26 protein-coding genes and 1 pseudogene are annotated in these 24,744 nt (G+C 56.7%); 18 read left to right on the top strand and 9 right to left on the bottom strand.

Annotated features, from left to right (window positions below; all coding sequences use genetic code 11):
• Window positions 1-457: 457 nt before the first annotated feature.
• Entirely contained in the window at window positions 458-1,246 is a 789-nt protein-coding gene (locus FGL65_RS16905) for a substrate-binding periplasmic protein (RefSeq protein ID WP_147822417.1), read from the top strand.
• Window positions 1,247-1,703: 457 nt separating this feature from the next.
• Here the strand turns inward: FGL65_RS16905 and FGL65_RS16900 are convergent, their stop codons facing one another.
• The gene (locus FGL65_RS16900) at window positions 1,704-2,003 is read right to left on the bottom strand and encodes a metal-sensitive transcriptional regulator (protein ID WP_250645528.1); all 300 of its coding nucleotides are present in this window, start codon (window positions 2,001-2,003) and stop codon (window positions 1,704-1,706) included.
• A gap of 228 nt (window positions 2,004-2,231) precedes the next feature.
• On the opposite strand from FGL65_RS16900, the gene FGL65_RS16895 reads away from it, so the two are divergent.
• The 6 genes from FGL65_RS16895 (at window position 2,232) to FGL65_RS18595 (ending at window position 6,570) form a co-directional block, all read left to right on the top strand.
• Window positions 2,232-2,744, top strand: coding sequence for a hypothetical protein (locus FGL65_RS16895; RefSeq protein WP_147822416.1), 513 nt, complete (start codon window positions 2,232-2,234; stop codon window positions 2,742-2,744).
• A 123-nt stretch (window positions 2,745-2,867) separates the two neighbouring features.
• Window positions 2,868-3,353: a hypothetical protein gene (locus tag FGL65_RS16890; protein ID WP_147822415.1), complete on the top strand. Its 486-nt coding sequence runs from the start codon at window positions 2,868-2,870 to the stop codon at window positions 3,351-3,353.
• 145 nt (window positions 3,354-3,498) lie between these two features.
• On the top strand, window positions 3,499-3,981 hold the full coding sequence (locus tag FGL65_RS16885; RefSeq protein ID WP_147822414.1) for a hypothetical protein: 483 nt from the start codon (window positions 3,499-3,501) through the stop codon (window positions 3,979-3,981).
• Window positions 3,982-4,181: 200 nt separating this feature from the next.
• Window positions 4,182-5,429 carry a response regulator gene (locus FGL65_RS16880; protein ID WP_147822413.1) on the top strand — a complete coding sequence of 416 codons (1,248 nt, stop codon included), beginning with the start codon at window positions 4,182-4,184 and terminating at the stop codon, window positions 5,427-5,429.
• 2 nt (window positions 5,430-5,431) lie between these two features.
• Window positions 5,432-6,025, top strand: a complete 594-nt coding sequence (locus FGL65_RS18600; protein ID WP_250645527.1) for a response regulator — start codon at window positions 5,432-5,434, stop codon at window positions 6,023-6,025.
• Window positions 6,025-6,570, top strand: a complete 546-nt coding sequence (locus FGL65_RS18595; RefSeq protein WP_250645526.1) for an HD domain-containing phosphohydrolase — start codon at window positions 6,025-6,027, stop codon at window positions 6,568-6,570. The genes FGL65_RS18600 and FGL65_RS18595 overlap by 1 nt, the downstream gene beginning before the upstream one ends.
• 5 nt (window positions 6,571-6,575) lie before the next feature.
• On the opposite strand, the gene FGL65_RS16870 is transcribed toward FGL65_RS18595, so the two are convergent.
• The 5 genes from FGL65_RS16870 to FGL65_RS16850 form a co-directional block, all read right to left on the bottom strand.
• Window positions 6,576-9,194, bottom strand: a complete 2,619-nt coding sequence (locus FGL65_RS16870) for a PAS domain S-box protein (protein ID WP_147822412.1) — start codon at window positions 9,192-9,194, stop codon at window positions 6,576-6,578.
• Between the two features lie 159 nt (window positions 9,195-9,353).
• Window positions 9,354-10,085: a TIGR00266 family protein gene (locus tag FGL65_RS16865; RefSeq protein WP_147822411.1), complete on the bottom strand. Its 732-nt coding sequence runs from the start codon at window positions 10,083-10,085 to the stop codon at window positions 9,354-9,356.
• Between the two features lie 280 nt (window positions 10,086-10,365).
• Window positions 10,366-12,477, bottom strand: coding sequence for a B12-binding domain-containing radical SAM protein (locus tag FGL65_RS16860; protein WP_147822410.1), 2,112 nt, complete (start codon window positions 12,475-12,477; stop codon window positions 10,366-10,368).
• Between the two features lie 452 nt (window positions 12,478-12,929).
• Window positions 12,930-13,184 (bottom strand): hypothetical protein, encoded by a 255-nt coding sequence (locus FGL65_RS16855; RefSeq protein ID WP_222705775.1) that lies wholly within the window; start codon window positions 13,182-13,184, stop codon window positions 12,930-12,932.
• Between the two features lie 354 nt (window positions 13,185-13,538).
• Window positions 13,539-14,384, bottom strand: coding sequence for a DUF169 domain-containing protein (locus FGL65_RS16850; RefSeq protein WP_147822409.1), 846 nt, complete (start codon window positions 14,382-14,384; stop codon window positions 13,539-13,541).
• Between the two features lie 133 nt (window positions 14,385-14,517).
• Between FGL65_RS16850 and FGL65_RS16845 the strand changes: the two genes are divergently transcribed.
• On the top strand, window positions 14,518-15,402 hold the full coding sequence (locus FGL65_RS16845; protein ID WP_147822408.1) for a LysR family transcriptional regulator: 885 nt from the start codon (window positions 14,518-14,520) through the stop codon (window positions 15,400-15,402).
• Between the two features lie 40 nt (window positions 15,403-15,442).
• On the opposite strand, the gene FGL65_RS16840 is transcribed toward FGL65_RS16845, so the two are convergent.
• The 3 genes from FGL65_RS16840 to FGL65_RS18585 all read right to left on the bottom strand — a co-directional run bounded on the left by FGL65_RS16840 (window position 15,443) and on the right by FGL65_RS18585 (window position 17,429).
• Window positions 15,443-16,480, bottom strand: coding sequence for an amidohydrolase family protein (locus FGL65_RS16840; protein ID WP_147822407.1), 1,038 nt, complete (start codon window positions 16,478-16,480; stop codon window positions 15,443-15,445).
• Window positions 16,481-16,545: 65 nt separating this feature from the next.
• Window positions 16,546-17,034, bottom strand: coding sequence for a helix-turn-helix domain-containing protein (locus tag FGL65_RS18590; RefSeq protein ID WP_250645525.1), 489 nt, complete (start codon window positions 17,032-17,034; stop codon window positions 16,546-16,548).
• On the bottom strand, window positions 17,019-17,429 hold the full coding sequence (locus tag FGL65_RS18585) for an AraC family transcriptional regulator (protein ID WP_250645524.1): 411 nt from the start codon (window positions 17,427-17,429) through the stop codon (window positions 17,019-17,021). Before FGL65_RS18585 ends, FGL65_RS18590 begins: the two co-directional genes overlap by 16 nt.
• Before the next feature lie 176 nt (window positions 17,430-17,605).
• Between FGL65_RS18585 and FGL65_RS16830 the strand changes: the two genes are divergently transcribed.
• The 10 genes and pseudogenes from FGL65_RS16830 to FGL65_RS18320 all read left to right on the top strand — a co-directional run bounded on the left by FGL65_RS16830 (window position 17,606) and on the right by FGL65_RS18320 (window position 24,361).
• Window positions 17,606-18,793: an iron-containing alcohol dehydrogenase gene (locus FGL65_RS16830; RefSeq protein WP_147822406.1), complete on the top strand. Its 1,188-nt coding sequence runs from the start codon at window positions 17,606-17,608 to the stop codon at window positions 18,791-18,793.
• A gap of 45 nt (window positions 18,794-18,838) precedes the next feature.
• Complete coding sequence (locus FGL65_RS16825) at window positions 18,839-19,891, top strand: alpha/beta hydrolase (RefSeq protein ID WP_222705774.1); 1,053 nt, start codon at window positions 18,839-18,841, stop codon at window positions 19,889-19,891.
• A 106-nt stretch (window positions 19,892-19,997) separates the two neighbouring features.
• On the top strand, window positions 19,998-20,588 hold the full coding sequence (locus tag FGL65_RS18660; protein WP_147822405.1) for an acyltransferase: 591 nt from the start codon (window positions 19,998-20,000) through the stop codon (window positions 20,586-20,588).
• A gap of 19 nt (window positions 20,589-20,607) precedes the next feature.
• Window positions 20,608-20,979 carry a cyclophilin-like fold protein gene (locus tag FGL65_RS16815; RefSeq protein ID WP_147822404.1) on the top strand — a complete coding sequence of 124 codons (372 nt, stop codon included), beginning with the start codon at window positions 20,608-20,610 and terminating at the stop codon, window positions 20,977-20,979.
• Window positions 20,980-21,035: 56 nt separating this feature from the next.
• Complete coding sequence (locus FGL65_RS16810) at window positions 21,036-21,443, top strand: cupin domain-containing protein (RefSeq protein WP_147822403.1); 408 nt, start codon at window positions 21,036-21,038, stop codon at window positions 21,441-21,443.
• 116 nt (window positions 21,444-21,559) lie between these two features.
• Window positions 21,560-22,042: a (R)-mandelonitrile lyase gene (locus FGL65_RS16805; RefSeq protein WP_147822402.1), complete on the top strand. Its 483-nt coding sequence runs from the start codon at window positions 21,560-21,562 to the stop codon at window positions 22,040-22,042.
• 10 nt (window positions 22,043-22,052) lie between these two features.
• Window positions 22,053-22,787, top strand: coding sequence for a carboxymuconolactone decarboxylase family protein (locus FGL65_RS16800; protein ID WP_147822401.1), 735 nt, complete (start codon window positions 22,053-22,055; stop codon window positions 22,785-22,787).
• A 91-nt stretch (window positions 22,788-22,878) separates the two neighbouring features.
• The gene (locus FGL65_RS16795) at window positions 22,879-23,415 is read left to right on the top strand and encodes a flavodoxin family protein (protein ID WP_147822400.1); all 537 of its coding nucleotides are present in this window, start codon (window positions 22,879-22,881) and stop codon (window positions 23,413-23,415) included.
• Window positions 23,415-23,857 (top strand): annotated as a pseudogene (locus FGL65_RS18575) (cyclophilin-like fold protein); the annotation flags it as partial. The gene FGL65_RS16795 and the pseudogene FGL65_RS18575, both read left to right, overlap by 1 nt.
• Before the next feature lie 9 nt (window positions 23,858-23,866).
• Window positions 23,867-24,361: a cyclophilin-like fold protein gene (locus FGL65_RS18320; RefSeq protein WP_431830897.1), complete on the top strand. Its 495-nt coding sequence runs from the start codon at window positions 23,867-23,869 to the stop codon at window positions 24,359-24,361.
• Window positions 24,362-24,744: the final 383 nt, after the last annotated feature.

Genomic DNA, 24,744 nt, shown 5'->3' with positions numbered 1-24,744 from the left:
GGGGGATGCTCCTTGCTGGTTGCATACCGCTCACGGCGCGGGCCGAATTCTCGGCAGCGCTACGACTAGTACTACGACTACGTTTGCGGCGGTGGTTGGGATGTTCATGGTCTGCTCCTCGAAAGTTTCAAAAAGAAAACCCCCCGCGGGCTGCGCCTGCGGGGGGTGACATTTCATATGGTGAAAAGACCCTAAGGCACAGCCCGGAAGCAGGAACGTACTACTACGGATACTACGACGGCGCGTAGGGTCTGCAGGAAGATGGAGTGGGTACGTTCGTTTTTCATGGGTCTTGTCCTTAAGTCTTGGAATCTGCTTAGCTCGACGCCGGGGAAAATGCAAGCGGTCTCGGAAAAATAGTACACGTTCTCCAAAGATTATAACTTTCGAGTGGTCTTGTGCTCTTTTCCGGCTTTTTGGTACAAAGAGGTAGAGCCCCATCAACAGGACGCAAAACATGGCGACACGTTTCTTCCTCTGTCTTTTCCTGGCGCTGCTGATTGCCTTCCCCGCCGATGCGCGGGCGCAGGATCAGGGCGGCGGGCGCGTGGTGTACATGACCACCCTGGAATGGCCGCCCTACTCGGGAAGCGACCTTCCCGGGCAGGGGGCCTGCGTCATGATCGCCCGCAAGGCGTTCGAGGCGGTGGGCTATGAGCTTCGTGTGGTGTTCCTGCCCTGGAAGCGGGCTGTCATGACCGCCCGCACCGATCCCAAGTTCGCCGGGTATTTCCCGGAGTATTTCGCGGAGCGGGTTGAAACGGATTTCTATTTTTCCGAACGCATGGGCGAGAGCCCGCTCGGGTTCATCGAACTGAAGAGCGACCCCATCCGCTGGGAGACCCTGGACGACATCAGGAAATACACGGTCGGCGTGGTCAGCGGCTATGTGAACGAAAAGCGGTTCGACGACATGGTGCTGCGGGGGCAGGTCCGGGTCGACCCGGTGGTGGACGACAAGACCAATCTCAAGAAGCTGCTGGGCGGCAGGATCGATACCGCGGTCATGGACCCGCTGGTGCTGCGGTATCTCATCAAGTCCGAGAGGGACCTCTGGGGCCAGGGCGGCTTGGTGCAGCTCAACCCCAGGCTGCTGGACACCAAGGGCCTGTATCTCTGCTTCCGCAAGACCCGGTACGGAAAGCGCATCCGCGACCTGTTCAACAAGGGGCTTGCCAAGCTCGACTGGCAGAAGGAGCAGGAGCGGTACATGGATTGGGTGTTTTCATCCACCGCCGCCCCATGATTCCCGAAACCGGATTCCACATTGGACAATGAAAAAGGCCCCGCCTGCACGGCGGGGCCTTCTGTTGCTTTCTTTCGCCTCCGGAGCGAGGCGGTTTTCTTATTGTTCCTCTTCCTCGGATTCGGTGTTCGTCCGATAATCCTGATTATCCCACACTTCCTCGCAGGAATCGATGCAGGACAGGCACGGTCCGGGGTAATCCATGTTGGGCATAATGTCCCTCCCGGTTGGAGGTTCTCGAATCAGCCCCGTTGCCTGGTCTGAAATAAGGACCGGGGCTGCTGGAATTCGTCAAAGAACTTGCTTAGAGAATAATGTCTTTTCTCCGTGCGTCAAGATGAGAATGAAAATTATTTTCAATTATAGTGACGCAAGATGTGGACGTATTGCTTTTACGTGAAATTCAGAGGTGTTGGAAAATGGATGCGCTTGGGATGGCCGGAGAAACAAGCCGTGACTATCCGTCCATGTAGTCGGTGAGAAGCTTGATGACGTCCTCCAGCTTGTCGCGGTCCTGTTCCTTTCCGGATGCCGTTTCGGCGTGGCATTCGAGCAGGTAGTGCTTGAGGATCTGGGTGCTGGCGGACTGCATGGCCGAGCGCACGGCGCGAACCTGGGTCAGGATGTCCCTGCACTCCTTGCCCTCTTCGATCATGCGCTGGATGCCGCGGACCTGGCCCTCCACGCGCTTGAGGCGGGAGAGAAGGTTCTTTTTCATCTGTTCCTGTTTGAGCTGCTCGCTGTCGGTCTGTGTCACGATCGGTTCCCGGGGCCCGAGGGCGGTTTTGTTTCTTTCCAGGCTGTGCGCCGTTGCCCAGCTTATAGCCACGCAGGCGAATCCGCAACCCCGGCCCGGGGGGCGCGACTTGTGTCAGTGTTTTGCTCTTTCGCTTGCGCCAAGGGGGATTGTTTGGTTATCTACCAAGTTAAGGGACAGTACGTGTGAGAAGGGACGGGCTTCGTCAATGGATTGAGGAGAGAATCCATGACCCCAAAAAGGACGAGGCACAATACATCGAACCGAAAGGCGACCGTCTGGGCCGTTGTGGTCTGGAGTGTGGCCTTTTGCGTTCTGGCCCTGGCCGGCGGCGCCGGCGTGGGGTATTTCACGGACAAGGGGCTGTTCACCTCCGCCCCCGAACCCGCCGAACTGGATTCCCGGTTCGCCTTCACCGGTCCGGTCCGGGAAAGGCATCTTGCCTTTTCCGAGGACGAAATCATCCAGCTCAACAGGAGCGCCCGGCGCGCCGGGGGCGCCATCGAAAGCATCGGCGTGCACATGGAGATATTCACGTCCCGTGAGCACATCCGGCCCGACGATACCCTGCTCATGACCATGGAGTTTTCCACCCGCACCGGCGAAATCATCCAGAGCCGTCCCCAGGAGACGCGGCGGCGTCATGTGGTGGACAGGATGGCCCGTTACACCGAGCTGGCCGGGATCGAATACCACCGCTACCACGACATGGGGGTGAGCTTCACCTTCCTCTGGATCTGACCGGGAAACACCTTTTTCGAATATAATAGGTCGTGGCGTGATCCATTCTATACTGGCTTCAGGGGAGTCATCCCGGAAGCGTTCCCTGCGGACCGCTTTCGGCCAGTGCTGCGGGAGGCGTCCATGGGTCGCAAAGCCGGTGTCTGGATCGGCCTCGTCTGGGGCTTGGTGTTTTGCGCCCTTGCCGTGGCAGGCGGCCTGGGGGCGGGGTACTTCGTGGACATGGGCATGGCGCCCGGCTCTTCCGATTCCGGTATCGAACTCAATCCGAAACTTTCCTTTATCGGGCCGCTCAAGCCGGACCAACTCGATTTCACCCGTTCGGAGATCGTTGCCCTGAACAATTGCGTCTGGAATGCGCGCGATACCCTGGCCACCATGGATGTACAGGTGGGAAGCGATTCCTGGGACGGCGACATGGCCCCGGACGACATGCTGGAGTATTCCTTTGAATTCGGGACCACGGACGGCTTGGTGATCAAGACCTGGCCGTGCGAAGTCCCGCGCAGGCATTTGGTGCGTGAGCTGGAACGGAAGATGGGTACGGCGGCGGACGAATGCCGAAGATGCAGGGACAGGCATATGACCTTCAGGACCCTGTATATCTGAACGCTGCCGGGGGAAGGGAAGCCGGATGATCTATTTTCTCCATGGGAAGGGGGAAATAATCCTTTACATGATCTATATCCACGGCTAAATGGCGTGCCGGATTGTTGCGCCGGGCGGGATGCCCGGTTCACGAAAAGGAGAAAGCATGAGCCGCAAAGCCGGAATCACCATGAGCATCGTATGGGGGATATCCTTCTGCATCATCGCCGTTGGCGGGGGGCTCGGTTTCGGCTTTTTGGAGGACATGGGCTTTTTCAAGCCCGCGGAAAAGCCCGTGGAGCTGAGCCCCGTCTATTCCTTCACCGGGCCGGTACAGCCCAAGGACCTGCATCTTTCCCGCGAGGAGATCCGGGCTCTGAACAGGAGCTCGTGGCGCAACCATCAGGATCTGGCCAAAACGGAAATCAAGGTCAGCTGCGAAAAGTGGGACGGGGTGGAGGAATCCAAGCGCCGGTTGGTCTATACCTTCCAGGCCACCACCGAGGACGGCCAGGTCGTGGAATCCCGGCTGCGGGAAACCTCCCGGGAGGATCTGGTCCGCGAGCTGGAGCGGCAACTCGACGTTGCTTCGGGCGTGCTGCGCAAATGCCGCAAGAAATTTCCCAACTTCAAGAAAGTCTACATGTAGCCTGATGGCGTTCATGTACAAGGCAGGGCCCCGCGCATCTTCTGGTGTGCGGGGTCCTGCCTTTTGGCGTCCAGCCCTCACTCGGAGTATGGCTGGTTTACCCTGCAAGAAAAATAACGCCCCCGGCTTTCCGGCAAACCGCATTGGTGGTACGTTGATTCTATAACTTTTGTCTGCATCATTCTTGTGGGGAAACAGCAATGTCCAAGGTCCAGGTTCTTTTTGTCGATGACGAGCCCAATGTCCTCGCAGGCATCCGCCGCATGCTTCATCACAAGCGCGACGAGTGGGACATGTATTTCGCGGAAAACGGGTTCAAGGCTTTGGAGGAATTCAAGACCGCCGTCATGGATGTAGTTGTCAGCGACATCCGCATGCCCGTCATGGACGGCATCGAGCTGCTGGAGATCATCCGTGTCGAGTTCCCCAACACCGTGCGCATCGCCTTGTCCGGCCAGGTGCAGTTGACGGATGTGATCAAGAGCACCCGGGCGGTCCACCAGTACATAACCAAGCCGTGTTCCTCGGAGGCCCTGGTGGAGAAGATCGAGGGGGCGCTCGGCTCTCGGGAGGTGATTACCGACCCCGCCATGCAGCGTTTGGTGACCCGGCTGCAGACCCTGCCGGTGATTCCGGAGGTGTTCCACGCCATCGAGCTGGAGCTGGCCGCCGAGGACCCCTGCATGAAGACCGTCGCCGAGCTCGTGTCGCAGGATGTGGGGCTCATGGCCAAGCTGCTCAACCTGGTCAATTCCCCTTATTTCGGGCTGCCTCAGAAGATCAAGTCCATTTTTCAGGCAATCAATTTGCTGGGCATCAACACCATCAAGACATTGATCCTGAGCGAGCAGCTTTTCGACGAATTCGAACAGCGGATGCTGCCCCAATTCTCTCTTTCCAGGCTTTGGGAGCACAGTTTCCGGGTTTCCAGCATGGCCTGCTTCATTGCCGAGTGCGAGGGGCTGGACAGGGAAACGGCGCTCAATTGCCGCATGGCCGGGATCCTTCACGATGTCGGCAAGCTCATTCTGGTCAGCGGTTTTCCGGACGAATATTCCAGGGTCCTCAGGATGGTCCGCGAGCAGGGCGTGACCGTGCATGTGGCGGAAGAGGCGGTCTTCGACACCACCCATGCCCAGCTCGGGGCCTATCTCATGGGGCTCTGGGGACTGCCCGGAGAGGTGATCCTGGGCATCGGCCACCACCACAAGGTCCGCGAGCGGGCCTTGAGCGTTCCGTTCATCGTTTCTGTCGCGGACGTCATCGACCACAATTGCGTGATCCTCCACCCCGAGTACGTCAGAATAGAATTCCAGGAGAGTCTCATGGAGAGCATGTATGAGGACGGCTACATGGAGCGCTGGCTCGGTTACATCCAGGACCATTGGGAGACCATGACAAACATGCCGGGCTTCAAGATGAATCTGCTGAAGAAAGAGGTTGCCTAGCCATGGCTGCGCGGGTCCTGTTTGTGGATGATGATGCCATGATCCTTTCCTCCCTGCGGCGGCAGATGCGCGGTGTTGTCGAGGCGGATACCGAGGAGGATCCGGTCCGGGCACTTGAGCTGCTTAAGGAGAAGGGGCCCTATGCGGCAGTGGTCTCGGACTACCGCATGCCCGGGATGAACGGCATTGAATTCCTGAAAAAGGTGAAGGCCAGTTCGCCGGATTCCAGCCGGATCATGCTTACGGGCTATGCGGACCTGGACAACGCCATGGGCGCGGTGAACGACGGCCATGTCTTTCGTTTCCTGACCAAGCCGTGCGACCAGGATCTGCTTGTGGAGAATATCCGGCAGGGCGTGGAGCAGTACGAGCTTGTCACGGCGAGGCGGGTTCTTCTGGAGCAGACCCTCAAGGGCAGTATCGAACTGCTTGGGGAAATCACCTCGCTGGTCAACCCCGAGGCATATGCCCGCATCAACCGGGTGAAGCGGTACGTCCGCTACCTGGCCGAGAAGAAGAAGGTCAAGGGCATGTGGCGCTACGAGGTGGCCACCATGCTTTCCCAGATCGGCTGTGTCATGTTGCGCCGGAACTGATGGAAAAGGCGATGACCCGGCAGGAGATGACGCCCGAGGAGATGCAGATGTTCGAAATGCATCCGGCCATTGCCCAGAGCCTGCTCTCGAAGCTGCCCCGCCTGGAGGCCGTCACCGAGATGGTCGCTTACCAGCTCAAGGGCTTTGACGGTTCGGGAACGCCGCGCAACAACATCAAGGAGGAGGAGATTCCCCTGGGGGGCAGGATGCTGCGCCTGGCGCTGGATTACGACATGTACATCCAGCGGGAGAAGAGCACCCGCGAGGCCTATGCCAAGCTGGAGGAGCACGTGGAGCAGTATGATCCGGAACTGCTCTACTACCTGGAGGGGCTGCTCGGGCTCGAAGCGCATTACGAGGTGCGCAAGGTCGCCAGGGACCAGCTGGAACCCGGCATGATCCTTCACGAGGACGTGCTTTCCCTCAAGGGGGGCATGCTGCTTCGCAAGAGCCTGGAGCTGGACAAGAACAAGATCGACCGTGTGCACATGTTCGCGGAAAAGGTGGGGATCCAGGAGCCCATTACCGTGCTGGTCAGCCGCTGAGCCGTTTATTCCATTTTGCAGGCAGGTTCGAAGGGGAGCCTGACCGTGAACGTGGTGCCCACTCCTTCCTCGGATTCTATTTCAATACTGCCGCAATGCCTGCCCACGACCACGTTGTGGGCGATGGCCAACCCCTGGCCCGTTCCCTTGCCGACCTGCTTGGTGGTGAAGAATGGGTCGAAGGCCCGGTCGATCACCTTTTGCGGCATGCCGGTCCCGTTGTCCCGCACCTGGACGACGGCCCGGTCGCCTTCCTGGAAGGATCGTATGGCGATGGTGCCTTTTTCCTGGGGGGATTCCCCGTAGCGGGCCTCGATGGCATGGGCCGCATTGACGATCAGGTTGAGCATGACCTGGCCCAGTTCGCTTTCCATGCATTTGATCTCCGGAAGCTCCTCGTCGAGTTCGCTTTCCAGGTTGGCCGCGTATTTCCATTCGTTGGTGGAGACGATGACCGCGTTGCGGATCACCGCGTTGAGGTCGTGGTAGGCCATTTCCATCTCGCCCGGATGCGCGAGCTGCTTGATGGATTGCACGATCTTGGAAATGCGATCAATGCCGGTCAGGGATTCCTGCACGGCCGCGGGGATATCCTCGGCAAGGAACTCCAGTTCCTTTTCGTCGATGGCCTTTTCGGCAAGTTGCCGGATGGTTTCGTTGTCCCCGCCTTCCCGGATGGCCTCCACAAGCCGGCGGCAGTTGTCGGTCATGCCCATGAGGGTTTTGAAGGATGAGTATATGAAATGGGTGTTGTTGCCGACATACTGCGTGGGGGTGTTGATCTCATGCGCAATGCCGGCGGCAAGCTCGCCGATGGACTCCAGCTTCTGGTTGTGGCGGAGCTGCGTTTCCATGGCGAGTTGGCCGCTGATGTCCCGGATGATACCAACATAGTTGACTATTTCGCCGGAGTCGTTGCGCACCGGACCGATGGAGGTCTCCTGGTGATAGATTTTCCCATCCTTTCTTTTGTTGATGATGGTGCCGCGCCACGTGCTTCCCGCACTGATGGTCCGCCAGAGCTGCTGGTAGAAAGTCGTGTCATGCTCCCCGCTTTTGAGGATGTTCGGTTTTTTCCCCAGCGCGTCGTCCTGGGAATAGCCGGTGATGGTCTCAAAGGCCGGATTGACGTACTGGATTTCCCCGGAGGTCGTTGTGATGATGACGCCCTCGGTCATCTGGGTCGTGGCCGCATACAGCTTCTGATACTGCAGTTCGGTGGTCTTGATGCGCGTGATGTCGGTGAGGGTGACCACATAGCCGACGAGGCTTCCGGCCGCATTGTGCATGGGAACGCTTTGGCCCAGGACCCAGCCTTCCGCTTCGCCCGGCATCTGGATTCTGAATTCGTTGCGGAGAATGGGCGCATTCCGGTCTTCGGCGAACCAGGATTCGATGATGTCCGGTCTGTAGTCCGCATGGATGATTTCGAACCATCCGTCTCCGGCCAGTTCCGCGGCTTCCTGCCCGGTGAGCTCGTGTATGGTTTCGTTGGCATAAACGAGGTTGCCCTGCATATCCGTAATGATCACACCCACCGGCGAAGCCTTGGTGATACCCCGGAACCGTTCCTCGACTTCCTGTTGCGCCTTCTGCGCAAGATACCTGAGGGTTATGTCGTTGCCGATGAGGAGCAGCTCCTCGAGGAAACCTCCTTCATTGCTGATGCCGTTGATGGTCCAGGCAATCCTCACCTTGTGGCCGTCCGGGTGGGTAAACGGGGTTTCGTATATTCCGGCGTTGTCCAGGGCCGGGGTGATCAGTTTTTCCAGGCTGTCAAAGTGTCTGCCCGTATCCGAATGCCTGAACAGGAGGTCGTTGATGGATGCGTTGACTATCTCATCCTGCGAACAGCCGAGGTATTTGCAGGTATAGTCATTGGCAAAAACGATTTTCATGTCTTTGCCGACCCGAATGATCAGGCTTTTGGCCCCTTCCACCAGGTGTTTGTATTTTTCCTCGCTGTGCTTCAGATTTTCGATGAGCGGTTCGCTGGTGCGGAAGAAGATCACAATGCCGAGGGTAATGAAACAGAGCCCCGTGCCGAGGGCCATGAGGCTGGAGCGGATATACGGCTTCCTGATTTCAGCGATGTCGATTTTTGCCACGATGCCGAGGCGCGTGTTGGAGAGCGTCAGCGGTTCATAGGCCGCAAGCACGGTCGCGCCCCTGTAGTCCTCTCCGATCATGCTTCCCGACTCCAGGTCCAGCGCCTTCACGGAAGGCTCGGCCAATCCAATGTTTACGGGCGTGGTGTGTGACTCGTCGAATTCCCAGCCGTTTCTTCCATTGATCAGCAGAAAGCGTATGTCGTTGTCTTCCCTTTGGGCAATGGTGAATTCCCCGCTTTTATCGCCCATCCTGAACTGGCCGTGGGCCCTGGCGACCTGGCGCAGGGTTTCCAGAAGGGGCGGGTCCTGGCTGTAGCGCCTGCTGATGTCCACGTTTCTGCGGTGTATTGCCTGGATGAGCAGGGCCTGGCTGTGCACGATGTCCCGGAGACGCACGCGTTGCTGGTCCAGGGATGTTTCGTAAAGGAGGAGTGTGCTTGTGAAGGTGGCGACGCCGACGAGGACCGCCATGATGACGGCCAGAACCGATATGCGTTTTTTGAAGTTCAGCATCCGTGCCCGCTCCGGTGTTTTTTGTCATTTGGCATAGGTTTACCAATTTTTTATGCGGGGATGAATGATAAAGGGAAGGCGAGCGGGTCTGCCGCAGAGAGGAGAACGCCCCGGCAGGAAACCCTGCCGGGGCGTTTTGTCTGGAATTTTGGGGAATTTCTATTCCGGCTTGGGCAGGTGGGAGATGATCTGCTCGGCCAGCTTGGCGAAGGGCATGGACTGCACCCATACCGTGCCGGTGCCGCGCAGGGTGGCCAGGAAGATTCCCTCGCCGCCGAAGAGCATGGATCTGAGGCCGCCCGCGGCCTGGATGGAGTAGTCGATGCCCTCGGTAAAGGCCACCAGGCAGCCCGTGTCCACGCGCAGGCTTTCGCCCTTGAGTTCCTTGGGCACCACGGTTCCACCTGCGGAGAAGAAGGCTATGCCGTCGCCGTGCAGCTTCTGCAGGATGAAGCCCTCGCCGCCGAAAAAGCCCGCGCCCAGTTTCTTGGTCAGGGATATTTCCAGGCGCGTGCCCTTGGCAGCGCACAGGAATGCGTCGCGCTGGCACTGGATGGTGTTGCCGGGCAGGGTGGACATGTCCACAGGCACGATCTTGCCGGGCGTGGGCGCGGCAAAGGCCACCTTGCGCACCACATCGCTTTCGTTGGTGAAGTGGGTGATGAACAGGGACTCGCCCGTGAGCATGCGCTTGCCAGCGCTGAAGAGCTTGCCCAGCATGCCCTGGTCCGCGCTGCCGTCGCCGAACCGGGTTTCGAAGTTGATCCCGTCCTCCATGTAGACCATGGCACCGGCCTCAGCGATGACGGTTTCGCCCGGGTCCAGGATGACCTCCACGAGCTGCAGGTCGTCGCCGTGGATGGTGTAGTCGACTTCGTGACATCGGGGCATATGCGTGGCTCCTTGCGTTGTTGATTTGTTTCTCATTCGGTGGCGGCATGATACGGCAAGTCACGCCCGCTTGCACGCCTCTTGTGCTGGACCCGGGAATTGCGCCCGGGCCGCGGCTTCCCTCCATTGCAATGATCCCGTGGCCCTCGTTTTATCCCAGGTCCCCTTGACAGTAACACCGGGCGGGAGTACGCACTTTTCTGTGTCACATAATTAAGAAAAATACACACTGAAAGCATACTTAACGTCAGAAGGTGGCGTATTCCCTATGGGTCCCGATTCAAAACAATTGTGCCAGGGTTTTGAAAACGACCGCGACTTGCCCTTTCAGGGCGAGTGGACGGGAGTTGCCGATGCCCGGGGCTGGGACCACGGGCAACCCCAGGATTCGGGCGAGCCGGGCTCCGGGGCATGCCGGCTCGGAAACGCCACCCTGGTGGCCTTCCTGCCAGGGGCCACGCTCCTTATCTGGTGGCTGCTGGGCCATTGGGGGCTTCTGAATCCCTACCTCACGCCGCCGCCGGGCGAGGTCCTGGACGCGGGCCTGGACGCCCTGGCCTCGGGGGAGTTGTGGCTGCACTCCGGCGTCAGTCTGGCCCGTGTTTTCGCGGGATTCGCCCTGACCGTGTGCCTGGCCCTGCCCCTGGCCGCACTTCTCTATTTCTTCCCGGTGAGCGAACGGGTGCTGCGGGTTCCTCTGGAACTGCTGCAGGACACCCAGGCCGGAAAGAAACAGAGCCGGGACCAACGGGAGCGAAAGCATGGGTTTGCGCACCCTGATGACATTGTGCAGATGGCGGGTCGGGTCGATAAGGACCAGCCCGCTGTTGCCGAACAAGATTTCTCTGGGAATATCCAGGCTGCGGCAGACAATGACGGATTCGCCGGTGATGAGGTCTTTGTCGAGGGATGGGAGGAAAGTGATTCTGGAATTTTCCGGCACCTGCACAAAGGAAGGTTCCGCCCGAACGGTTGCTTCGTCCGTTCCCACAACGATGTGCTCTATGTCCGTTCCTGAGGCAATGATCATTCCGGCCAGAGAGGGCACGATGTCGGGAGTCGCCATGTAAACAGCCCGAGCGGCCTGCCGTTTGCGGATTCCATCCACCGTTCCCAGCAGGTCAAAGTATTTGGCGATGTAGAAGGCCCGTACCATATCCTCTTTCGGAAAACCTGGCAGTTCAAAGGATATGGGGACGATGTCGTCGCTGAAATGCTGGGTCTCGGTGATCTCGCAGAACATGGTTCCGTTCTGTTCCACCATATCCCACACTTCAGTGTGCGGGTATGGGATGAGCATGCCGAAAACGTAATGGTGCAGCTTGAGCTTGCGCTGGAAGCGGACGGTTTCAACGAAACGTTCGAGATTGTCACCCGGAAGTCCGATGATGAAGTAGCCCACAGCATTGATGCCGACTTTTTTGACCAACCTGACGGCCTCAACAACGGCGGAAAGCGGCTCTCCCTTCTTGATGGAGTCAAAGGTTTTCGGGTTGCCGCTCTCGATGCCGAAGGCGACGCTGGTGCACCCGGCCTGCTTCATCAGCTTTGCCAGTTCGAGGTCGATCCTGTCCGCTCGTATTCCGTTGTGGCAATACCAGGAGAGATTGAGCTTCTTTTCGATCATCAGGCGGCAGATCTTCTTTGCCCGTTTTAGATCCAGGGTGAAGTTGTCATCCCAGATCTCGAAATGGGTGATGCCCTTTTCCCTGACGATGGTTTCGAGTTCCTGCACAACGTTTTCCGGACTTCTGAATCGCCATTTGCGCGATCCGGTGAGCTTGTTGACGCAGCAGTAAATGCAGTCAAAGGGACACCCCCGGCTGGTGACTATGGGATACCGGAAATTCTCCCAGGAAAAATCTTCGATGGCGTCAAGGTCCGGGAATGGCAGTATGTTGAGATCCTGGGGCGGTTTCCAGCTGTTGACCACAACCTTTTCACCATCTCTCCAGGCAATGTTTGGAATTTCACTTATGCTTTCCTTGTCGCGGACAGCTTCGGCTAGCTGCACGATGGCGTGTTCGCCTTCGCTCATAATTCCTGAATCAATAGCAGGAGATTCTTTCAGGAATTGCTCTGCACATAGGGTCATGTGTGGGCCGCCGCAGGAGATGTGTGCCTCGGGGCAGACCTTGTGAAGAAGAGCCCCAAGCCGGGCGCCTTCGCGCGCAGTGGCGGTCTTGATCGAGATCCCTATGAGAATTGGATTCAGTTTTCGTATATAATCGACTAAATCCTCGTCGCTCATCGGGTAGCGGTTCACGTCGAGGATGCGGCACTGGAAGTCGGCCTTTTGGAGCGATGATGCCAGATACGCCAATCCCAGGTTAATACTTTCTTTCTGCCAGCCTGAAGGGCTGAGGAGGAGTACGGATGGCTTTTCGGTCATATTTTTTGTGCTGCTGTTAATCGGATGTTGCGTATCGAATCGGTAGGGCTTTTTACCCAAGGGATAAGGTGTTGTCCAATGGCTTGGTGCAAGATTCTCTTTGTCGTTTTTTTGTTTGGGGACACAATACAATTTTTGCGTGGGTCGTGCTGGCTTCCCTGCATGCTAGCTGATGTAGGGATCTTTCGATGAAATGAAAAATCCCCGGTAGGAATGCCCGCCGGGGATTATTTCAATTTAATCTATTGACAAGACTGTGGGATGACAATGAAGTTGTTAACTCAAGCCCCCATTAATCTAGAAGGGGGCCCAATTTGTTGGACCACTGGGCGGCGAATTTAAGGCGGACAATTTCGGTTCTACGCCGTTTGCACTTGCTATTGCTGGGCAGGGTTGAGCCAGTTGATGTTTTGAAAAACGGTTATCGGAATTTCTTTTTCTGTGATCAGAAATCATGGAACGTCTTTTTGTTGCCAATACCTGCGCTCCAATTCCGGTTTTTCGATCGCACGTGGCCTTTCAAGGTCGAAAAAGAGATGATGGGTTCTTTGGGACTTGAAACCGAACACTCGGTGCGAGCGCCCCTGGGAGGCTACATCCCTTACGGTCAACCATGGCTTGCAATCGCGACCTTTACCTGAGCCGCGCCCTTCCTTAATCCACTGCTGGAATGTGACCTCTGTCGGAGAGTTGTATTTTTTGGCCATAAAAAAAGGCTCCTGGTTGGTTCGTTATTCCGAACCAACCAGAAGCGATTTTTGTTAACAACTTTATTGTTCAGTTAACGACTATATTGTCAAGTTAACAACTTTATTACTCACCCACAAACGGTGTGGGATGACAATGAAGTTGTTAACTCAAGACCCCATTAATCCTTGTTTTTCGATCCCCTCAAATATGTCCGTAACAATATAGTTGTTAACTAAGTAGACTTCTGGAAATCGAAGGCAGCTTTTTCGAACAATAAAGTTGTTAACTGACGTAGTTTGAGCGATTGGAGAAAAATGGATGCATATTCCAGCCATCAGACCGCAAAACCAACAAGCCTGTGGGCGGGAACGCTATTTGTCTTCCCCCCAGGCCTTGGCGCTGCGTTCCACCTTCTTGCGCACGCTCTTCCAGTCGGTGTCGTGATTGAACATGGACTCGGGCAGGGCGGACAGCATCTTTTCGTACAGGCTCAAGGGAACCGTGAAGGTCAGCTCATCGGTCTTCATGAATTTCCTGGCTGAGGGGTCCATTCCGCCAATGACGGCTTTTTCCACTCCCTTTTCCTTATAGTAGAGAGGCCACCCCAGCATGTTGGTGCACCCCGCTCCAAAGGGCGTGGCCACACATTCCATGTCCCCCGTGGTGAATACCGCCTGGATGAAAAGGCCGGTCAACACTTCGGGGCGGGCAAAGAAAATGACGAATTCCGGCTCTTCACCGCCTGTGAACTGGGACAGCGGCTTGAAAACACAGTATTTGGCCGGGGCCTTGCGGGGATTCACCTTGAGCATGAACTCGCGCATGGCGTCAGGGTTGGGCATATACCGCTCGCCGTGCATGGGCGTACCCTCAAAGCCCGTGGACACGTAATGTTCGATAAACCGAAGGTGGGGCTTCATCATCGAACAGTAGTACGCGCCTCCCACGCATCCGTATTCTTCCGTGGAGATAAAGGCCGCACCGTGTTTTTTCCTGGCCAGCCAGACATTGCCCATGACGCAGGAGAACGTCTTCATGACCTCCTGCATGTCCAACTCACCCCGGTCCTCCAGCTCGCGCGAGATGGGCGTCCCCGTCTTCGGACCATAGGCGTTTTCCGGCTTGGTGTCGGTGTAGTGGACCCCAAGGGGTTCTTCGCTCAACCCGAGATGTTCCATGAAGGTGGCGGTTCCGTCGAGTATGGATTGCATTGCCATGACTGTCTCCTTTGGTTGCTCGCCCGGCACGTGTTGTGGCCTGGCGTGTTGCCTTTCATTATGCCTTTTCATACCATGCCCGCAAATTAAATAAATGGACTTGGCGGAAAACTCTTTTCCGAGGATGAGCATAATGCTGCAGGAATTTCTCAATGATCTTCCGCTGCTGGTGGAAGTGGCGAGACAGAAAAGTTTTACCAGGGCGGCGGAAATACTGGGGTTAGGCGTTTCGACTCTGTCCAGGCGCATCAAGCTGCTGGAAGCGCGGATGGGGGTACTCCTTTTCTATCGGGACACCCGCAATGTCGAGCCAACTGATACCGGCGCATATCTGCTGGAGCGGTGCGGATTCATTCTTGAGGAGGTGCAGAAGGCCTACGATTCCGTGGTCATGAACATGCAGAAACCCTCAGGGTTGATCCGGATCTGCATGTTTCGGGACCTGTACGACAAACTGCTCAGGGACGTGCTGATAGATTTCGCCGCACAGTGGCCGGACATCCAGATGGATCTCACCTTCGTGGAACACCCTGTGGACATGCGCACGGACCCTTATGACGTGGCCTTCCTCATCGGCTCGTCCATCGCCCCGTCACTGGTTGCCAGAAAGTTGCTGACCATCGAGCCATATCTCTACGCTTCACCCAAGCTGCTTGAACGTCATTCCCTGCCCGAGGAACCCGACGACCTGCACCGATTGCCATGCATCGTTCTCCAGCGTTTCGGGAGACGCTGGCCCATGCACAACGGCAACCGGCAGGTCACTGTCGAGGTGCAGCCCAAGTACAGCTTCAGTTCCGTGGAAATGTGCCGTGATTTCGTCCTGGCCGGGCATGGCGTGGCCCTGCTCCGCGAAGGGCTGGCGGAACCGGATGAGAAGGCCGGGCGTCTGGTGCGTCTGCTCCCGGACTGGAGCGGAGGGTTCGCCCACGACGTGAATCTGGTCATGGGCTCCAGCCAGCTCCCGCAAAGGGTTCGCCTGTTCGTGGATCACATTCTGGCCCACGTATCCTCGTAGCCGACGTATCGATCGGTTCCGAGGTCGAGACGCAGCTATCCTAAAGGCCGAAAACCTTTTCCGCGTTGGTCTGATAAAGGATCCTCATTTCATCTTCCGGCAAGGGAAGCCTGTCGACTTTGCCCACATCCTCCTTCATGGACTCAAAGGGGTAGTCCGCTGCAAACAGGACCCTGTCCGCCCCCACCAGCCTGCGGCAGTACATGATTTCCTCTTCCCAGTTCATTCCGCTGGTAGTGATGTAGAAGTTGTTCAAGAAGTACTCTCTGGGCGATTTCTTAAGTTTTTTTGCCCGTGGACTTTGGGAGATCCTGAGAACGAAATGTCCATATTGGTGATCAATGCGGTTGAGGAACCACGGGATTCCTTCGCCGAGATGCCCCAGGACGATTTTCAAGTCGGGGAACTGGTCGAAAACCCCGGCGGTGATCAGCCGCAGGGCGTGGAGGCCGCAATCGGCGGCAAAACCCCAGATCGCACCTTCCAGAGGAAGGTCTATGTAGGGACTGATCATTGAGGCTGCCGGAGTGCTCGGGTGCAGATAGAGCGGAACGCCGAGCGATTGGGCCGCTTCGAATATGGGCCAAAATTTCGGATCGTCAAGATACTCGCCAAACGTGTGGGAGTTGATGATGACTCCTTTCATCCCCAGCTTGCCGATACAGCGGTCGAGTTCCTTTGCCGCTTCGTTCGGATCTTGCGGGGCCACTGCTGCAAGCGCGGCAAGGCGGCCGGGGTGCTTTTTGACGCCATCGGCCAGTACGTCATTGCAGAATCTGGCCATGGAGACCGCTTTTTCTTTCTCGTATATTTGGACACCGGGTGCAGTGATGGAAAGAATCTGCATATCTATGCCCGCAGCGTCCATGTTTTCCAGTCGGCTTGTGTTTATATCGGTTATGATCTCCCGGAATAGCTGAGCGCCTGGAGTTTGCATGACCTCACCCCACAAGGAGGCAAGGCCCGGGGATGTTATTCGGGTCTCTCCCGTTTGCGCCAGGGCTCTGAAGTCGTCGAAGAGTTCGGTCGGCATCCAGGACTCTTCCACGGCAATACGTTTATAGCTTTTCTGCTTCATGTCGTTATTCCTTTATGAGGGCGAAGCTCTTTCTTCATCCGGGGCCGGCGGCGGCCATTGTTCGTTTACGCCAAGCGCATCTCCCGCATGACTTCCGCAGGGCTCTGGCCGAAATGGCGTTTGAATTCACGGCTGAATTGCGACGGGCTTTCGTATCCGACCTCATTGGCCGCCAGGTAGGCTTTCATGTTTTGCTGCACAATGAGATCCCGCGCACGCCCGAGGCGAATCTTCTTGAGGTATTGCAGGGGGGAATCGGCCGTGATCTCCTTGAAGGCCTTGTGAAACGCCGAGACGCTCATGTTGGCGGAATCCGCCATCTGCTGCACGTCGAATTTTTCGGAATAATTGTCTTCCAGAATATTTATGACGCGTGCCACCTGGGAGAATGCGCTGCTTCCTTTCACCAGCGAATAGAGGACTTGCGCCTGACAGCCGCACAGTGCGCGGTAGTAGATTTCCCGAACCAGCCCCGGCGCGAGAATCCTTGCTTCCCTTTCCGTCCGAAGCGCCTTGAGCAGCTTGACCGCTGTGTCTTTCATGTCTTCATCCATGGCGGACGGGCCGATGCCGAGCGGGAAATATTGTCATCCAGATTGGCGACTTCGGTCTGAAGGCCCATCTGGCTGATCAGGTCGTTCAATTGTCCCAGGTCGATGTCGATGAACATGCCGAGCAGGGGGGCCTCCGGGCTGGGGAAGGATTCGCATTCGAACGGCATGGCGACCGAGGTGACCAGGTAATTGTCCACATCGTATCTGAAAACCTGCTCTCCCAGATAGGCCACCTTATGGCCTGAAGCGACGATGCAGATGCCAGGATTGTACAACATCGGCCTGCGCCGGACATGCTTGGTGTCTTTGAAAAAACGCACTCCCTTGAGTCGCGACTCAACGGCGGCGCCATCAACCGTGGCAAGGTCTTTTAATAAATTGATCATGTTAGACATTGTCTGTCCCTCCATATGTTCACGGCCATTATGGACACCATTCTTTCCTCCAATTCAATATAAAACTATTCATCATAGAGGAATGGGCAAGATTTAAAGAGGAATGGGTGTTCAAGACGAGTTGGGAACTCCTTACATAGTTTTCACAGGCAAATGAAAACAACAAGGAGATCACAATGAACTTCGAATTTCAAAATCCGACTCGGATCATATTTGGCGCCGGGAATCTGTCCCGGCTTGGAGAGGTGGCAGGCGAATACGGCAAAAAGGCCCTGATCGTCACCGGCGGCGGCAGCGTCAAACGCAGCGGCGTCTTTGACCGGGCCGTCGAGAGCCTGAAGGCGGCGGGCATCTCCTTTGCGGAATGCTCCGGCATCGAGCCCAATCCGCGTATCACTTCCGTAGCCCGTGGCGCCCAAACAGCCAGGAAAGAAGGATGTGACATGATCGTCGCCCTGGGCGGCGGCAGTGTCATGGACGCTTCCAAGGTCATTTCCGCAGCAGCCCTCTACGATGGCGATCCCTGGGACATGATCCTGCACGGCCAGGAAAAGGTGTACGTACCGACCGAGGCCCTGCCCGTCATCACGGTGCCCACATTGGCGGCCACCGGCTCCGAGACCAACTGCGGCGCGGTCATCACCAATGAGGAGACCACGGTCAAGTCCTTCATCCAGATTCCGCTGCTCTACCCCAAGGTCGCGGTGGTCGACCCCGAACTGACCGTGAGCGTGCCCAAGGATCAGACGGCCTATGGCGTTTGCGATCTCATCACCCACGTGACGGAATCCTACCTCAACGGCATCGACAACACTCCCATCCAGGATCGATTGGCCGAGGGCGTCATCCTGACCGCCATGGAATGGGGGCCGAAGGCCATTGCCGACGGCGATGACGTCGAAGCGCGCGCCCAGATTCAGTGGGCCGCCTCGGTCGCTCTCATCGGATGGTGCCAGGTGGGCACCAACGCCGCCTATCCCGTACATATGATGGAACACACCGTCTCCGCCTATCACGACATCACCCATGCGGCTGGCCTGTCCGTGATCAACCCGGCGTGGATGCGCTTTGCGGCCAAAACCAACACCGCCAAGTTCGTTCAGTTCGCCGAGCGCGTTTTCGGTCTTTCGGCCAAGTCCGCCGACGATCTCGACTGCGCCCTGGAAGGCATTGATCGTTTCGAGGCATTTCTGCGTTCCATCGGCTGTCCGACCAGGTTCTCCGAACTGGGCATTGATGATGCGTTGTTCGAGACCTACGCCCAGGACACCGTGAAGATCGTCAACGACGGCAACGGCAACCTGCCGGGCATTCCCCCCATGAGCATCGAGGACATGGTCGAAGTGTTCCGGTCCGCACTGTAAGCGGGGAAAAACGTGACGAAAAACGTCTTAATGAAGGAGGCCACAATGAAAACCAATGCCTTTGTGACCAAAATGATGAAAACCGTGCTGCCGATCCTGATCCTGGTGCTGGCAGCTAACCTGGCCCATGCGGAGGACGATATGACCTGGGATAAAACATTCAGGCTGAGCGACAAGGTACTTCACGAAAAAGTCTCATATCCCAACAGATATGGAATCACCCTGTCTGCCGACATGTACATGCCGAAGACTCTGGACAAGTCCAAGAAGTACCCGGCCCTCGTCATCGGCACGCCCTACGGCGGCGTCAAGGAACAGGGCGCAGGCATCTATGCCCAGACCATGGCGGAACGCGGATTCGTAGCCATCGCCTTCGACGAGTCATTCAACGGCGAAAGCGGCGGCGAACCGAGGCACATTTCTTCCCCCGAAATCTTTTCCGAGGATTTCAGTGCGGGCGTCGACTTCTTGGGAACCCGTCCCTTTGTTGACCGTAACAGGATAGGCGCCATCGGGATCTGCGGCAGCAGCGCGTTTGCCCTCAAGGCGGCGCAGGCCGACCATCGCATCAAGGCCGTTGCCACCGCGAGCATGTACGACATGAGCCGCGTGATTCGCAACGGATGGGAAGACTCCATGACCGCCGAAGAGCGCAACAAGATGCTCGACGAACTCAGCGAGCAACGCTGGAAGGACTTCGAAAACGGCACTCCCATGCTGCCCGAAGGATTCCCGGCTGTGGCGACCGATTCCATTCCCGAAGGCATGGACCCCATCAGCAGCGAATTCTGGGAATACTATGCCATGCCCCGCGGCCATCATCCGCGTTCCCACGGCCCGTTCACGGCGACCAGCAACATGGCATTCATGAACTTCCCGCTGATGAATTACGTCGAGACGATCTCTCCCCGCCCGATCCTGTTCATCATGGGCGAGAAGGCCCACTCCCGCTACTTCACCGAAGATGCCTACGAATTGGCCGCAGAGCCCAAGGAACTCGTGATCGTTCCCGGCGCAAGGCACATCGACTTGTATGATCGCGTGGACATGATTCCCTTTGACAAGCTGGAAGACTTCTTCACCAAGGCACTGAGGTAATCCGAGCAGGAAGATCTCGAAGATCTGTTCATGAAACGGACGGGCCCGATTTTATCCAGAGGGCCCGTCTCCTCATTCAAAAATCCGAAGACAATAAGAGAGTGCAATGGATCTCAAGCGCCTATTGGACCATTTTAATGACGGCCATTCCATGCAGGCGGGGTCGGACATCCATGGTGTGTTGGTGCATTTCAGCAATGAAGCCATGCGGATAACAGCCGAGCTGAACGGTTCGTATCACACGCGGGAGGAGGTCCGGTCGTTGGTGTCTGAGCTTATTGGCAAGCAGGTGGATGAGACGTTCACCCTGTTCCCGCCGATTTACACTGATTTCGGAAAGAACATCAGCATCGGGAAAAATGTCTTCATCAACTCCTGTTGCAATTTTCAGGATCAGGGTGGGATCACCATCAAGGATGGTGCATTCATCGGGCACAAAGTGGTGTTCGCGACCCTGAACCATGGTTACTCCCAGGAAACGCGCCACCGTATCTACCCTGCGCCCATCGTTGTCGGGAAAAACGTCTGGATTGGTTCGAACGCAACGATACTTCCGGGAGTGACGGTTGGAGATAACGCCATTGTCGCCGCCGGTGCTGTGGTGACGAAAGACGTTGCTCCGGACACCATTGTCGGCGGGGTGCCCGCAAAATTCATCAAGACGGTTGCCGAAGCGGAAAAGGAAAACGTTCGGTAACGATCAAAAGGGGATTCGCATGATTCAGAACGGAATCAAAATACAGTTGATTGTCGGGGATACTGTCATTCCCGCGGTTCTCAACGACAGCGCGTCGTCAAAAGCACTCATTGCCAGGCTGCCGTACACCGTGCATCTGCAACGGTATGAGCACGACTACTGCGGCGTCATGAGCGAGCCGTTGCCCTATGATACGGCAGACCTGCGCAGTGGGTGGAAAAACGGCGACATCGCCTTTGCCGTGAGCGGAAGCTACTTCGCGATTCTCTACAAGGACGAGGAGATTTCCCAGCAATTCGACGGCATGGTAACCATGGGGGCCTTGGACTGTCCTCTTTCGGTCATGGACACCCTCGATGGAAGCATTTCCGTCAGGATCGAACAGGCATAACGGCACAGCGCAATCGCATACATATTTAAACTGAAAACAGGCAAGGAGCACTGGCAATGAGCGATACATTCAAGGGAGAAGGCATTTTCCCGACAGGGGCCCTCAACGAGGCCTATGCTAAGTATTTCACCGGCACCAGCTATTTGGAAATGCTTTCCACGGAAGGTGTGGTCATCGGCAACGTTACTTTCGAGCCGGGATGCCGGAACTTCTGGCATATCCACCACAAGGGGGGACAGATCCTTCTGGTGACGGGCGGACGCGGCTGGTACCAGGAGGCCGGTAAACCTGCGCAAGAGCTGCACCCCGGGGATGTGGTCAACATTCCGCCGGAAACCAAGCACTGGCACGGGGCAGCCAAGGATTCCTGGTTTGCCCATGTGGCCGTGGAAGTGCCCGCGGAAGGCAAGTCCAACGAATGGTTGGAGCCTGTGTCCGACAAAGAGTACGACGCGCTCGGCTAGTACGGCCAAAGGTGTCCCCCGTGGGCAGGCCGGTCAGGCCGGTTTTCACCCTCCACCCGCCTCCAGACAAAGCGCCATGGGCCCGTTTGGAGACGGGCTTGCACAAGGAGTACGCAATGAAACGAATGATTCTGATAATGACTGTTCTGATGCTTGTCGCCTCTTTGGTTTACGCTGAAGGGGGAAAGGAAAAGGAGTCTCAGGTATTCTACCAGAGTGGCTCCCAAAAATCCTTCAAAGGCCCGGCAGAATACTTCACCGGCGATGTGCAGGTGGATATGCTCTTTCCAAATAACGAGACCGCCAATTACTCGGGCGCGTACGTGACCTTCCAGCCCGGATCCAGAACCGCGTGGCATCTGCATCCTGCAGGGCAGCACATGATTGTCACCTCTGGCATCGCCCTGACCGGAACGCGCGACGGGAAGGTCCTGGAGTTCAAGGAAGGGGAAACCGTGTGGTGTCCGGTCGGCGTCGACCACTGGCATGGAGCGACTCCGGATGCGCCGATGACCCATCTTGTCATCACCGGAGTTAAAGACGGCAAGGCCGTCGTCTGGAAAGAAAAGGTCACGGACGAACAGTACATGAAACGCTAGGAGGCCCATCGTGAGCATCCGGAAATACAGCCTGCTATTGGCCGCGTTTGTTTTTTCCCTCGGCCTTGCAACAGCAACGGAGGCGCAAGACATGAAAACGAAACCCTCTCTCGACGCTCGACAGCAATCCATCGTCACCATTGCCGCATTCACGGCCGGCGGCGATATCGAACGGCTCAAGCCCGCCCTGAACGAAGGCCTGGATGCGGGATTGACCATCAATGAAGTGAAGGAAGTCCTTGTCCAGATGTATGCGTATGCTGGCTTTCCGCGCAGCCTGAACGGCATGGCCGCCTTCATGGGCGTCGTGGATGAGCGGAAGGCGAAGGGGATTCGTGACGCGGAAGGCAAGGGAGCCGATCCCATTCCTTCCGGTTTCAACAGGGATGAATATGGAGCCGCAGTTCGGGCAAGGCTTGCGGGGCTTGATAAGGATATCTCGGGTACTGCATGGCAGGTGTTTTCTCCGGTCATGGACACTTTCCTGAAGGAGCATCTGTTTGCCGACATCTTTGTTCGTGACGTGATCAGCCACGAAGACCGGGAGCTGGCTACCATTGCCGCCCTGGCCAACATGAGCGGCACCGCCGGACAGCTCAAATTCCATTTTGGCGCGGCCATGAACACCGGCCTGACCAAAGCCCAGATGCATAATTTTATCGATGTTCTGGCTTCCCGTGTCGGGAAAGCTGAAGCCGAAAGCGCCCAAGCCGTGCTCTCCGAAGTGCTGGCCGAACGCAAATAATCTGGAATTCCCCCTCCGGAGCAGGATGGCCTGCTCCGGAGGGGACGCAAACCGGCGGTGCACACTCCGCCACACGTGAGAAGCAGAGACCATGAGCAAGAACATACTTATCATTTCGGCAAGTCCTAGAGAAAACGGCAATTCAGACATCCTTTGCGATGAATTCATGCGGGGAGCGCTGGAATCCGGCCACCATGTGGAAAAGATCCGCCTGGCGGAAAGGAATATAAACTACTGTACCGGCTGCTGCGCCTGCATCGGTGGGAAGGGAACATGCGCCCAGCAGGACGACATGACGGAAATCTTTGGGAAGATCCTTGCCGCTGACGTCCTGGTTCTGGCCAGCCCGGTTTATTTTCGCACCTTCAACGGCCAGATGAAGACATTCATCGACAGGGTCTGCCCCATTTACAGCATGATTCGCGGCAAGGACGTGTATTTCATCGTTTCCGCCGCCGGCGGCAAGCTGCCGGTGGACAGCACCGTTCAGAGCTTCAGGGTGTTCACTGGCTGCCTCAGCGGCATCAGGGAAAGGGGAATCATCTCCGTTACCGGCATTTGGGACGAGGGCGGTGTCAGAGGGACGTCGGCCATCAAGCAGGCATATTCGGAGGGCCTCAACGCCTGATGAGCGGGGTGGAGCTTGTCGTAATGGCATTGAGGCAAGCTTGGTCCCAAATACTCAATAACAAGGAGACAGGCATGGGAATCGTCATGGGGCGTTTGTTGGCGGTCGTTGCCATTGGAGTCTGCGTTTGCGCGTTCGCGGCTTGCCTCGACAGGGAAGCCTTTTCGGCGGGCCGGGAGGCTGCGCCTGAAGACAGCGGGCATGACCTTGCCTTGTCCGGCATGAAGGTGGAAATCGTTTCCCAAGAAAGAAAGGCGACATTCCAACTCTACGACACAACCGCCGCCAAGGAGTTTTACGATCAATTGCCGCTGGAATTGGATCTGACCAATTTCCGAGACGCGCAATGGATGTTTTATCCCCCGAGAAGCTGAATGTGACCGCACGAGAGGCCTACCATGACGGGAAGAGAGGGGAATTGAGCTATTACGCGCCTTGGGGTGACGTCTTCATGCTCTACAAGGATTTCCATGCGGGTGACGAGATGCATCGTCTGGGTGTGGGCCTGAGCGGGATTGACGACATTGCGGGGATGTCGGGGAGCGCCGTCATTCGAAAAATGGATCCGCCAACCATAGAGGACGGGAAAAATATGCAGATAACAGTGTGTGCAAACGGAAAGGAAATCGTCTTTGAACTCAACGGCAGTCAGGCCTCTAAAGATTTGTATGCGCAATTGCCGTTGGAAATTGACGTTGAAAATTACAGCAGCAACGAAAAGATTTACTATCCCCCCAAGAAGCTGAACACCTCGAATACCCCGTTGGTCAAGTCGGCCCGGCCCGGGACACTCGCGTACTATGCCCCCTGGGGAGATGTTGTGATGTTCTACGGCAGTTTCGGTTCCGCCTCGGGATTGTACGAGTTGGGACATGCGGTTCAGGGAGAAGAACATATTCGGTCCCTGGCCGGATCCATCCGAATTAAGGTAGCCCATTCTCGGTAAAGAATCATTATCCACCCGTGAACTCTAGCCGCCCACCCGGCGATTGATTCGGGATCAAGCAAACCTATGTTCCCGGATGGCGAATGAGAGAATGGGGCCAATTTGTTGGACCACTGAGTGGCGAATTTGAGGTGGGCAATTTCGGTTTTTCGATCGCACGTGGCCTTTCAAGGTCGGAAAAGAGATGATGGGTTCTTTGGGACTTGAAACCGAATACTCGGTGCGAGCGCCCCTGGGATGCTACATCCCTTACGGTCAACCATGGTTTGCAGTCGCGACCTTTACCTGAGCCGCGCCCTTTCTTAATCCACTGCAAAAAAAGGCTCCTGGTTGGTTCGTTATTCCGAACCAACCAGAAGCGATTTTTGTTAACAACTTTATTG

Source organism: Salidesulfovibrio onnuriiensis, from assembly GCF_008001235.1.
Classification (GTDB): Bacteria; Desulfobacterota; Desulfovibrionia; order Desulfovibrionales; family Desulfovibrionaceae; genus Pseudodesulfovibrio; species Pseudodesulfovibrio onnuriiensis.
Note: the sequence above shows the minus strand (reverse complement) of the source record. Positions and strands in the feature narration are given on the sequence as shown.